Below are 12310 nucleotides of genomic sequence, written 5' to 3' on the forward strand. Positions count from 1 at the left end.
TTGAGTCATCTGCTCAAAGGCGTTGCGCTCCTGCAAGCTGCCGACCACAGCAACTAAGTCTCCAGCTTGAAAGACATAGCTGATCTGCGGATTAGACTGAAAGGCTCCCTCGTGAATGATGCCGACTATGGACGCGCCGGTTCTGCTGCGGACTGCCGCCTCGGCAATGCTTTTGCCAAGCAGCGAGCTGCCGAGCGGTATCTCGAACCAAGAGATTTCCAATAGATTCTTGACCCCGCCAAGCATGGCCAAGAGCTGGCGGCTGCCGTCCTCCTGATGCAGCGGGGCGTACAGCTCCTGCCGGACAGCATCGGTGTACTGCTGAATGGCAGTCACTGGAATTTCCAAGTGGAGCAGGGCCTGCCGGGCGATTTCCAAGCCAGCCTCCATCTCCGGCAGCACAGCCATGTACACGCCTCTGGCATACAAGGCCTGCGCCTGTTCAATGCCGTTGGCGCGGGCGATGATGTGCAGATCAGGCCGGAGCTGATGCGCCTGTTTGATCAGAAACTGCGAGGTGATGACCGAAGGCGTGGTGATCAGCAGGAGCCGCGCCCGCTTCAAGCGCGAGGCTTTCAGCACCACCGGCTGGCTCATGTCGCCGTAGATGACCGGATAGCCTTCGGCCTTGCATTCGAGCATCCGCTGATGACTCAGCTCAATCAGAACAAAGGGGATGCCGATCTGCGTCAGCACTTGGGCGACATGCTGGCCAACCCGCCCGCCGCCGGCGATGACGACATGCTCTTTCAGCCCGGTCGCCGGAAGGTTCTCGGTCTGCACCGGCTCGTGCCGGAAAAACCGCTTCCGCACCTGATACAGCGGCGCAGTCACGGCAGCGGCCAGCGGGGTCAGCACCATGCTCAGAACCGACATGGCAAGGAGCAGCGAATACATGTCCTGCGTGATCGCCTTGCTGGCCAGCCCTTCCCGCGCCAAGACAAAGGCGAATTCGCCGATCTGGAACAGGCCGAGACCAACCGCCAGCGGCACAATGTTACGGTAGCCAAAATGCCGGGCAAGCAGGAAAAAGATCAGCCCCTTGCAGAGAGAAACCGCCGCGACCAGCGCAAGAATCTCCTGCCAGTTGGCAAGAAGAAAGGCTGGATCAAGCAGCATCCCGACTGAGGTGAAAAAGAGCAGGCCAAAGATGTCGCGCAGAGGGATGATGTCGCTCAAGGCTTGGTGGCCGAAGTCTGATTCGCTCAAAACCATGCCTGCGACAAAGGCCCCGAAGGCGAAGGACAGGCCCGCCTTCCATGTGGCGTAGCCGATGCCAAGGCCGATGGCAGTGATGGTGAGGATGAACAGCTCCCGCGAATTCCATTGGGCGACATGGGCCAAGAGCCACGGCAGCAGCTTCCGGCCCAGATACCACATCAACGCGAGGAAGGCGGCGGACTTGACCGCAGCAAGGAGAAGCAGCGGCAAGCCGCTCTCCGGGCTGCTCAGTTTGGGCAGGATGATCATCATCGGCACCACGGCCAAATCCTGCACGATCAGCATCCCGATCATCACCCGGCTGGAGAGCGTGCCCAGCAGTCCCCGGCTCATCAGCGTCTTCAATGTCACCATCGTGCTGGAGAGCGAAATCAGCGCACCCAGCCAGATGGAGCTGATCAGCGACCAGCCCAGCCAGCGGCCCAGCAGCACGCCAAAGATGATGGTGAGGATAAGCTGCACCGGTGTGCCGAACAGAGCTATCCGACGCACCGGCTTCAGCTCGCTGAGGGAGAACTCCAGTCCCAAGGCGAAGAGAAGGAGGGCCACGCCGATTTCCGCCAGCAGCTCAATCTCGTGGATGTCGCCGACGGTCACGCCGCCGGTGTTCGGCCCGACAACGATTCCGGCGGCGATGTAGCCAAGAATGAGCGGCTGCCGCAGCCGCTGGGCAATCAATGCGCCAACCAGCGCGGCAACCACGAGGATGACGATATCTGCGGCTATGCCCATATGCAGAGAACTCAGTGGCTCAAAAGAAAACAGCCGGAAAGCTGCTTACGCCGCAGCCAGCTCTGCGCCGTGGCTGATCCATTTCCGCAGCTTGGCCAGCTCCTTGGGCCAGTCATCAGAGGTGCGCAGCGTGAGGAAGCGGCGGAACAAGGCGTTGACTAACTCTATGCCTTCTTCAATCAGGGCCATGCGCTCCAGTATCTGCGCTTCAAGTCCGGCGCGGTCATCGCCGCCGCCGTCCTCTCCGGCTGTGGCAGGCAGCTTCATGCTGCGAAACTCCAGCGTGGCGGCGGTGAGGGTGAAGCTGTATTCCTGCTCCTCGCTGCCGATCTTCAGCCGGGCCTGCTCAGGCCGTTTGCCGAGGGCCAGACCAGCGCGGGCCTCTTTCAGCTCGGTCATCTGCCCCCGGCAGACGAGCTTCTCGCACTCCGCGCCTTCGCCGCACTCCAGCAGCATGTGCTTCTCAAAGACTACCGGCACATCGCCCCGGCCCGGCACAGCCACGCTGCCGCCGCGTTCCTCGGAGGCGCACCAGAGCCAAATCAGGAACTCCTGGCCAAGGAAGCGTTTCTCTTCTATCGCATCAAGCAAATCCATGTCGTGTTCTCCAAATCAGATGAGGGAGGCGGGCTGAAGGGTTTCGAGCTTGGCGGCGGTCTTCTCGTCCACAAGCTGCAAGGCGCTGTTCCACGGCACCTGCATCACCAAGGACAGGCCGAAGCTCTCCTTGAACAGCTCCTCCAGCAAGGCCAGCGGCTTGCGGCCATTGGAGAAGAAGAGCACGGTGCCCTGCGGCACGTTCCAGCAGAGATCGTAAACCGCAGGCACGGGCGGCGACTTGCGCATCAGCTCGGCCTTGATCCGCTCTTTGATCTCCAGGCGCAGCGTGCGGCCCAAGCGGCGCAGCTCCTTTTCCTCTTTGATTCTGGCCTCCTCTTTGGCCGCGAACTTCTTCAGCACCGCGCCGGGCACCTTGCGCTCGTCCACGCGCATGGAGAGGGCCACGTAATCGCCTGCGGCATAGGAGCCATAGGCGAACTTGGAGTCGAACATGTCGCCGACCGAGACCCAGCCGACCGAGAACTCGTCGAGGGTGTCGTCAATATCCTTGAAGCTGCGCTTCTCTATCTGCTCGGCGATGAAATCCCAGACGTTGCTGGGAAGCTCGCCCTCCACCTTGAAGCGGGTGAAGGAGGCTGTGCCTGCTAATAAACCCATGTGCTTTGTCCTTGTGAAAGAATGCTGCCGCGCCCGCATGGGGCAAGTCCGTTCCGCACCTTATAACAAAGCCGGGCAGGAGGCAACAGGGAAGATGCCTTGCTTGCCCTTTTTTCAAGGCCGTGATATAGCTGGAGCAGCACAGAATGATTCTGCCGCCTGTCCTTCCGAGCGCGGCGGAAACTCCCATGATCCTGAGGAGCTTCCTCTCTGCGGCCGGAATGACAGCGCGGGGTCGTGTTTATGACGCTCCGGCCGCATACCGCTCCGCTCCTCGCCAAAGATGAGGGACGGCGGGCGGAAAATGCCCCGGAGCAGGCTGGAGACGCGCCGTTTCACGCTTGAAACAAGACGGATGAAGCGTGAGTTGAGACGGATGAAGCTTCATCTGAGGCAAATGAAGCGTGAGTTGAGACGAGTGAAGCTTCATATGAGACAGATTAAGCTTCCTATGAGGCGGATGAAGCGTGACATGAGACGGATAAAGCTTCATATAAGGAAAATGAAGCGTGAGTTGAGGCAGATGAAGCGTGAGACATGGCAAATGAAGCGTGATATGAGCCGTCCGATGCGTGGAAAATCCGGCAGAACCCTGCCGCAGCAGCGCGGACAGCCGCAAGGGAGAAAAAGAATGCCGCCTGCGGTCAGCTGTTTTGCGCGGCGGTCGCTGTTGCGGGCGCATTGGGCAATCTGGGTTCAGCTGCGCGGTGCAGGCGGGTGCAAAGTTGAATGGTCTGAGACTCCGTCCTCCGGCTCTTCCTCTGCTGCCGCCGCTCTGCCGCCCGCCTGCTTGACCAAGGCGTTTTTGACTTTTTTCGACAGTGCCTCATCCGTGAGCATGGCCTGCATGAGCTTGTCGTCAATATAGGTCTGGTTCTGCGAATTATTGAAATTGCGCAGCTTCCAGATGAACCAGACGAACGACAGCGCCAGCGTGGCCAGCATGACAATAAAAAGAAACCATATCAATCCACTCATGATTCCAGCCTCCTGCGCCGAATGAATTTGAGCCTGCCAAGCGCAGGCTGTTGCCGTTCTTTTCATTATACCGGCTGAAGGCGGGGCCGCGCAACGGCAGGGGACGGCTTCTCTCTCCCATTATAAATTTCTGACTCTCGCTTTGCCCTTGCCCCAGCAATTATCATTCGATACTATAGTGTTTCAGGTTTGAGAGAGATTTCAAAAAATTGCTGAAATTTCTAGACACCTCTTTGTTTATGTTATTTTTTATACCCCGTATAGCTTAGCAGACAGCTGGCCGATGCAGCTGGCGAGAGATGCTATAATACCAACAACACAGCTGAATGAATAAGAAAATGAAGAAGTCCTTTTTTCCCGCTGCGGCACTGTTTTTTTTATCACTGCTGCTTCTCAGCTATGCAAATCATTTTGACAACAACTTTCAATTTGATGACTATCACACTATAGTCAACAATACTCATATCAGGAGCATATCAAATATTTTTAATTTTTTTACAGAAATTGAAACCTATGGAACAAACCCAGACAATCGGACCTATAACCCGATTTTAGTAACGCTGAACGCGATTGATTACTGGATCGGCAGCGGACTGAAACCAAGAGTATTCCACATTTCTATTTTTGTCAGCTATTTAGTTCTATGGGTTTTGCTGTATCTTTTTTACAAAAAAATATTCGACCTTTCTCTTGAAGATCGCTGGAACGATTGGTTCGCGCTCTTCGCAACTGTATTTTTCATGCAGCATGCCGCAAACGCGGAAACAATCAACTATATCATCATGCGTTCAGATTCCTTCTCAACCTTGATGATTGTCACGTCATTTATTTTATATTTTGATCAACAGTCAAGACAGCTCCATCTGCATTATCTCACGTTCCTTCTTGGCTTGGGAACAAAAGCGACAGGCTTTATTTTCGCACCCCTGCTGGCTGCCTACATCCTCCTTTTCGAGGAGAAAATGCCTCTGTGGGGGCCGCTGCTGATCAGGAAGAATTTTGGCAGCACTTTGAGTTTCATAAAAAAATCAGCTCCGGTTCTCATTGTCGCAGTCTTCATTTTTTATCTGGAGCGGGCGATGTTCAAGCAGGGCAATCCGCTGCCGTCGGGCGGCGACGGAGCGTCCCGCTCATTGCAGTATTTTATGACGCAGTGGCAGGTCATCGCGCATTATATCGGCAATTTCATTCTTCCCGTCCGCCTGAGTGTTGACAAAGATTTCACTCTTGTCAGCAGCATGTGGGAGACAAAAACTCTGCTGAGCCTGCTCCTGCTGCTGTCCTTGGCCGTCGCTGCCATCTGCGCATCTCGAAAACAGGAAACCAGACCAATCTCTTTCGGCATCATCTGGTTCTTTTTCGCCTTGGCTCCAACATCAAGTTTTATTCCATTTGGTCAAATTGCCAATGACCATCGCACATTCTTTCCGTACATAGGGCTGGTTATGGCTTTGGGCTGGTTTTTCGCCTTGAAAATCATGGTAGTCAGAAATTGCAATCCAACAGGTAGAATTGCAATCCCTGCTGTGGCCATGTTTATGGCGATCATCGGGCTTCATGCTTTCGGCACCTATCAGAGAAATATCGTCTGGGGGTCGGCAGAGTCACTCTGGGGCGACGCAGCAGTTAAATCGCCAAACAACGCAAGAGTTCAGCTGAACTACGGTCTTGCTTTGATGGAAAAAGGGAAATATGATCAAGCGCTGATTCATTACAACAAAGCACTCGAAATGTCACCTAATTGGTCTTATGTGCATATAAATATGGCGATACTGAAGAATGTCATGGGGCAGCCTGAAGAGGCTGAACAGCATTTCAAGACTGCGCTCGCAAACCATCCGATGAATCCAAGTGCCTATTATTACTACGCAGTATTCCTGAATAAAAAATCAAGACATCAAGAAGCGGCTGAACTGATCAAGCGCGGAATGCAGGTAAGTCCAAATTATGGCGGATTTCATGCTGTTCAGCAGGACATACAGCGTACTGCCACAAAAATGACAGAGGAGCTGGTTAGTTATGAACGAGAACTGGATAAAAATCCGAGGATGGAAGATTACATCAGTCTCAGCTTGAGTTATTATAAAGCTGGAGAATACAAACGCTGTATTTCAGTCTGCGAGAAAGCTCTTCAATTAGAGCCGGACAATGCCATAGCATACAACAATATATGCAGTGCATACAATGCAATGGCTGAATGGACAAAAGCTCAGGAGGCTTGCCGCAAAGCCTTGGAGTTTGATCCTAATTACGAGCTGGCTATAAACAACCTGCGCGTGGCGGTTGAAGGGAGCGCAGAGAGCAAGCAGTAAGTCTGTTTGTTGCAGTTTGCAAAAACACCAAGGCGGCTGCCGCTGGCTGCCGCCTCTTTTTTTGGCAAATCTTTCTGTTTTCAACAGGCTGAAGGCCCGGTATAATTTCTGCAAGCAGTTCCCATCTCTTTCCCTTCCGTTTATGGAGGAACCATGAAAGCCGCTGTTTTTTCCGCCGTGCTGCTGTTGCTCGGTCTTTTTTCCTCGCTGGCTGCTGCCGACGAATACACCTTGCAGCATCTGGAGCAGGAAGCGCAAAAATTTGCCGCCGGATACACTTCTTCGGCTGCTGTCCCGCCGCAGCTTGAACAGGCTGAGATTCTGATGAAGGCCGCAAGCATCATGACAGCAACGAACAAGCAGGAAGACTGCACTGTTGCCGCCGCGCTGTGCAAAAATGCCGCCGCGATTTCAGGCGGCAAGCCTGATGCAGATTTCTGGCTGTCATCGGCCAAGGCTGCATCCTGCGCAGGCAACTGGGAGGCGGCCAGCCAGAGCGGCTGGATCGCTTATCTTGCCGCAGGCGATGCGCCAGCCGCGCAGAAAGAATCCCTTGCCCTGACCGGCAAGGCGCTAGAGAAGCGCACCACAACCTACAACAATTGGACTCCGGCAGCCATCAACGTCTATGAGCTGCTGGCCAAGCTGGGCAACAGCGAAGGAGCGGATCGTCTGCGCAAACAGCAGGAAGAAGCCCTGACTGCCGAGACAAAGAAGCAAGCCGAGGAGCACTCCCGGCAGCGGGCGGCGGAAAAGGCTGCTCAGGAGGCAAAACTGGCTGAACTGCGGCGGAAGCAGTTGGAAGAAAAAATGCTGAAAATTCAGAAGACGGAGGCGGACACAGACAGCAGTCGGCCTAAGCTCTGCCTCAGCTTCAATGAGGAACTGCCCAGTCCAGACTCATTCCACTACGGCGACTACATTCAGGTCGAGCCGACCATGGCAGCGGACTTTTCCGTTGAGGAAAGCAAGCTCTGCATCGGTGGGGCGGAGTATGGCTCCTCTTACACAGTGACCGTCCGCAGCGGCATGAAGGTGAACGAACGGACGCTGCCGGAAACAGTAACGCTGACCATTGAGACAACGCACCGCGAGCCTGCCCTCTGGTTCAACCAGAACGATTACGTCCTTGCTGACCGCAGCAACCGGGGCATCGGCCTGAACAGCGTCAACGTGGACAAGGTCAGGCTCAAGCTCTTCCGCATTCATGAGCGCAACATCCTCGGCAGTTTTGTCCAAGAGAAATTCCGCAAAAAATTAGATGAGTACGAACTCGAATCCATCGAAGAGAGCGAGGGCGAGCGGGTCTGGCAGGGCAGCACGGAAATCACCCCGGAGCAGGACAAAGTTATGACCAGCGCGGTTGTCCTGCCACAGGACGTGCTGGCTGTCGCCCCAGGCCTTTATGTGCTGGTTGCCGAGCGGATCAATCCGGAAAATCCAGCTGATGACGAGGAAGACTACGAATCCCGCTGGGAAGGCCGGGCCAGCCAGTGGGTTGTGGTCTCGGACATCGGCCTCAGCACCTATCAGGGCAGCGACGGCCTGACTGTGGCCGCCCGCAGCTTGGACACCGCCTTGCCTATCGCCGGGCTGGAGATCGGCCTGTACGCCCGCAACAACAGCCCTTTGGCCACGCTCACCACCGACGAGCAGGGCTTGGTGCGCTTTGCCCACGGCCTGCTGCAAGGCAAGGGCGGGCAGGCCGCGTTTCATCTTATGTCCATGAATGCCAAGCATGGCTTCACCTTTCTTCAGCTTGAACAGGCTCCTTTTGATCTCAGCGACCGGGGCGTGAGCGGCAGAACCGCGCCCGGCCCGCTGGATGCTTATGTCTATACTGAACGAGGCATTTACCGGCCCGGCGAGACCGTGCATCTGGCGGCCATAGTCCGCGACCGGCTGGCCCGTTCGGCGGCTGCTCCGCCTATGACGTTGCACATCAGCGCCCCGGACGGCAAGGTGCTGATTGAGCGGCAGCTTAAGCCGGATGAGAACGGCGGGTACACAGACACGATCAGCTTGGCCAACTCAGCCCGCTCCGGCGAATGGACTGCTGCGCTTTATACCGACGTGGAGGACGACCCTGTCGGACAGACCAGCTTTCAGGTGAAATCCTTCAAGCCGCCGCGTTTGGAAGTGCGCTTGGAGCCTAACGGCGTGGTGGACGAGCAGAACAAAGCTGATGTGGCGGTGCAGGCGGATTATTTCTACGGCTCGCCTGGTTCAGAACTGGCGGTCAAAGCGAAGATGAAGCTGGAATACGAGCCTCATCCTTTCGCTGACTACACCGCTTACTATTTTGGCAAAGACAAGGTCGAGCCGGGTCTGGCGGAGATCGAGCTGGAGGAGATCGTCACTGACGAAAAGGGGCGCGGCCTGCTGCCGCTAATCCTCGAAGGGCAGCAGAACGCCACGCTCCAGCCGCTCAAGGCGGTGGTCAGCGTGGATGTGCTCGACATTGACGGCAGGGCGGTCAATGCGACTTCCAGCTTGCCGGTGCGGCATCTGAAGGAATATTTCGGTCTCAAGCCCGGCTTCAACGACCTGCGCATTCCTGAGTCAAGCGAGGCCAAATTCGAGGTCATCGCCTTGGACGGCAACGGCCAGCCGCAGGAGAAAGGCCAAGCCGAATGGCATTTGGTACGCGAGGAAATTGATTATCAGTGGTTCCGCAAGGAGGGCGACTGGGCCTACGAGCGGATCGTCCGCGACAAGGAGGAGCAGCGCGGCCAGCTCGCTTGGGACAAGGCCGGGCCGCAGCCGTTCGCTGTTCCAGCAGGCTGGGGTCAGTACCGTTTGGAGCTGCTGAACAAGGACAAAGTGCTGCTCACCACCCTGCGCTTCACCGCAGGCGATCAGCTTGTCGGTGAGAGCGAGACCCCGGATTCAGTCAAAGTGGTGCTGGACCGCTCCGGCTACAAGATCGGCGAGACCGCCAAGCTGACTGTCACCGCGCCCTATCCCGGCCAAGCCAGCTTGGTGCTGGCCAACACTGCCGTGAACGGAGTGCGCAATTTCGCCCTGAGCGGCAAAGAGCAGACGATTGATATTCCGGTGGAGGGTGGATGGGGCGCGGGTGTCTATGCCTTGGTCACAGTGTATCGCCCCGGCAAAGAGGCGAAGAAAGGCGCAGATCGCGCAGTCGGATTAGTTTGGCTGCCAGTTGATCCGGCGGACAGGCGGCTTGAGGTGGCGGTCAACGCGCCGGAGCAGACCCGGCCCCGCCAAGTTGCGCAAGTGCCGGTCAGCGTCAAAGGCGCGGAAGCGGGCAGCGAAATCCGTCTGACCTTGGCCGCTGTGGATGAGGGTGTGCTGCAGCTGACCAATTTCGTCTCGCCTGACCCGATCGCTTGGTTCTTCGCCAAACCGCAGCTTGGCATGGATGTCCGCGACATGTACGGCCAGCTCATCATTCCGCCGGAGAGCAAGCCGCTTGTGCTGCGCGAAGGCGCGGGTGAGGACGGCCTGCGCGGCGCACCGCAGGCGAATGTGAAGGTGGTTTCGCTCTTCTCCGGCGTAGTCAAGGCTGGGCCGGACGGAATCGCCACAGTGCCGCTGGACATTCCCGATTTCAACGGCAGGCTGCGGCTGATGGCGGTGGCTTGGTCAAAGGAGAAAAGCGGAGCGGCCAGCAAAGCCATGCAGGTCAACGATCCGGTGGTGGTTTCGCCCTCGTTGCCGCGCTATTTGGCGGACGGCGATCAGTCGAATATTCAGCTGCTGATTGAGAACATTGACGGCCCGGCGGGCCAGTATCAGGCCGCATGGACAGCGGAAGGCACGGTGCGGCTGGAGCAGGACAGCACAGCCGCAGTCGAGCTGCAACCCAAGAAGCGGCAAAGCCTCAGCTTCCCAGTAACAGCTTCCGGCATCGGCAATGGCAAGCTGCATCTGAGCGTGACCGGGCCGGAAGGCTACAGCTACAAGGGCGAATTCGACCTCAACGTGCGCGGCAAATATCTGCCCACGCTGACTCGGACGTACAGCAAGCTCGATCCTGGCGCGGCAGTCACGTTGAGCAAGGACACACTCAATGGTCTTTATCCGGCGACTGCCAAAGTGGCTGTCAGCGTGTCGTCAATGCCTAACGTGGATGTGGCCGGGCTGCTCGGCGAGCTGGACCGCTACCCGCACGGCTGCTTGGAACAATTGACCAGCCGGGCCATGCCGCTGCTTTATGCCAACGAGCTGGCCGCCCGCTTTGATTATCCGGCGGACAGCAAGCTGCGAGGCCGGGTGCAGAGTGCGATTGAGCTGATTCTGCAAAAGCAGCTCGGTGAAGGGAGCTTCGGCCTTTGGTCGGATGAGAGCAGCGAGGAGCCGTGGCTTTCGGCCTATGCGATGGATTTCTTGGGCCGAGCCAAAGAAAAAGGCTTTGACGTGCCCGATTATTTTTACAAAAAAGGGCTGGACTGGCTGACCAGCGAGGTGAAGCAGACTGGAAGAGAAGATGTGCATCTTGAGGCCATTGCCTATGCGCACTGGGTGCTGGCGCGTGCTGGCCAAGCCCGGCACGAGGATGCCCGCTATCTCTACGACACCAAGTTTGCCAGCATCGGCTCGCCGCTGGCGCAGGCGCAATTGGCTGGCACATTGGCTTTGCTCGGTGATCAGGAGCGGGCATTCAACGGGTTGAAGACCGCCTTGCGGGCGGCGGACACCGAGGCCGCCTCGTGGTGGAGCTACGGCTCGCGGCTGCGCGACTTGGCTGCCATCATCAGCGTCATCGGCGAGAGCGGCCTGAAAGAACTCGATCCGGCCCCGGCTTGGCAAGAGCTGACTGTCCAGCTGAACAAGAGGAAGTATTTCTCCACCCAAGAGCAGGCCGCGCTGATCATGGCCGCGCTGACCTTGGACAAAGGCCAGCCGCTCGATCTGGAAGTGACAGGAAGCGATCTGCCTAAACCAGAGGTGCCGAAGCCGGAGGAAAAAAGCAGCCCCTCGCTGCTGGGCCGCTTCTTCTCTGCTCTCAACATGGACAAGCCGAAAGAAGAGGCAAAAAAGGAGACGGAGAAGAAATCCTTATTCTCCCTCAGCCGCAGCGGCGAGTCCCTGCTGACCAGTCCGGTGACGCTGCGCAACAAAGGGCAGGTCGCTGTCTGGCTGGTGACAACCGTGCAGGGAGCACCGGTCAACGAACCTGCGCCTGTGCGGAATGGCTTCACGGCACGGCGGACATGGCATGACACTTCTGGCCAGCCGCTGGCATTGGACAAAGTGCCGCAAAGCGCACTGGCGGTGGTGACTGTGGAAGGTGAGGCGGATGCCGGATTGGATGCGCAGTCCCTGCTGATCGACCTGCTGCCTGCGGGCTTTGAAATTGAGAAGGCCATAGTCAGCGGCACGGATGTCGCATCGTCCTTCGCCTGGCTGCCGGAACTGAGCGTGGCCAGCTACACCGACGCGCGGGACGACCGCTTCATCGCCGCGTTCAGCACGCAGTCTCTGCCGACGATGACCGGCAACAGCACTCTGCGGCCCTTCCGTTTCGCATATCTGGTCCGGGCGGTCACGCCGGGCAGCTACGCCCTGCCGCCGACTGAAGTCGAGGCTATGTATCGGCCTGAATACCGGGCACGAAACAAGGCAGGCGCGGTGACAGTGGTGAAGGAGCAATAGACCAACAGCCTCAGGAGGTGCTGCCGCCCTCCTGAGGCTGCCAGATTTGGAAAATGCGCTTCAAACAACCCAAGTTGTGATCTGCTGGTTCAATTCCGGGCAATGGCCTGAGTCCGTTGTTTATGCAGATCTGAACAGCACCCGTTTCCGAAATAATAAACCTCTTGGATAAGTCGAGCCAGTCTGTCTTTACTGCTTTGGCTCTGACCGTTGCTATTCCTTTTTTG

General features: G+C 57.1%; 7 protein-coding genes. 2 read left to right on the forward strand and 5 right to left on the reverse strand.

The window, feature by feature from the left end:
- From ACNKID_RS06030 to ACNKID_RS06045, 4 genes are all read right to left on the reverse strand, one after another.
- On the reverse strand, nucleotides 1-1953 hold a 1953-nt coding region (locus ACNKID_RS06030; protein ID WP_417912531.1), incomplete at its 3' end, for a cation:proton antiporter.
- Nucleotides 1954-1998: 45 nt separating this feature from the next.
- Nucleotides 1999-2550, reverse strand: a complete 552-nt coding sequence (locus ACNKID_RS06035; protein WP_417912532.1) for a hypothetical protein — start codon at nucleotides 2548-2550, stop codon at nucleotides 1999-2001.
- Nucleotides 2551-2565: 15 nt separating this feature from the next.
- A complete protein-coding gene (gene rdgC / locus ACNKID_RS06040; RefSeq protein ID WP_417912533.1) occupies nucleotides 2566-3171 on the reverse strand; it encodes a recombination-associated protein RdgC in 606 nt (201 codons plus the stop codon).
- A 696-nt stretch (nucleotides 3172-3867) separates the two neighbouring features.
- Nucleotides 3868-4149, reverse strand: a complete 282-nt coding sequence (locus ACNKID_RS06045; protein WP_417912534.1) for a hypothetical protein — start codon at nucleotides 4147-4149, stop codon at nucleotides 3868-3870.
- Nucleotides 4150-4487: 338 nt separating this feature from the next.
- Between ACNKID_RS06045 and ACNKID_RS06050 the strand changes: the two genes are divergently transcribed.
- Nucleotides 4488-6461, forward strand: a complete 1974-nt coding sequence (locus ACNKID_RS06050) for a tetratricopeptide repeat protein (protein WP_417912535.1) — start codon at nucleotides 4488-4490, stop codon at nucleotides 6459-6461.
- Between the two features lie 153 nt (nucleotides 6462-6614).
- The gene (locus ACNKID_RS06055) at nucleotides 6615-12083 is read left to right on the forward strand and encodes an alpha-2-macroglobulin family protein (RefSeq protein ID WP_417912536.1); all 5469 of its coding nucleotides are present in this window, start codon (nucleotides 6615-6617) and stop codon (nucleotides 12081-12083) included.
- Between the two features lie 10 nt (nucleotides 12084-12093).
- On the opposite strand, the gene ACNKID_RS06060 is transcribed toward ACNKID_RS06055, so the two are convergent.
- A partial coding sequence (locus tag ACNKID_RS06060) for a hypothetical protein (RefSeq protein ID WP_417912537.1) occupies nucleotides 12094-12310 on the reverse strand: 217 nt, incomplete at its 5' end.

Origin of the sequence: Candidatus Electronema sp. TJ, assembly GCF_048287355.1 — a bacterium.
GTDB lineage: Bacteria > Desulfobacterota > Desulfobulbia > Desulfobulbales > Desulfobulbaceae > Electronema.

Bases quoted from the DNA above. Each gene is read 5' to 3' on its own strand.
- ACNKID_RS06035 (WP_417912532.1), bottom strand. From the start codon at position 2,550: ATGGATTTGCTTGATGCGATAGAAGAGAAACGCTTCCTTGGCCAGGAG.
- rdgC (WP_417912533.1), bottom strand. From the start codon at position 3,171: ATGGGTTTATTAGCAGGCACAGCCTCCTTCACCCGCTTCAAGGTGGAG.
- ACNKID_RS06045 (WP_417912534.1), bottom strand. From the start codon at position 4,149: ATGAGTGGATTGATATGGTTTCTTTTTATTGTCATGCTGGCCACGCTG.
- ACNKID_RS06050 (WP_417912535.1), top strand. From the start codon at position 4,488: ATGAAGAAGTCCTTTTTTCCCGCTGCGGCACTGTTTTTTTTATCACTG.
- ACNKID_RS06055 (WP_417912536.1), top strand. From the start codon at position 6,615: ATGAAAGCCGCTGTTTTTTCCGCCGTGCTGCTGTTGCTCGGTCTTTTT.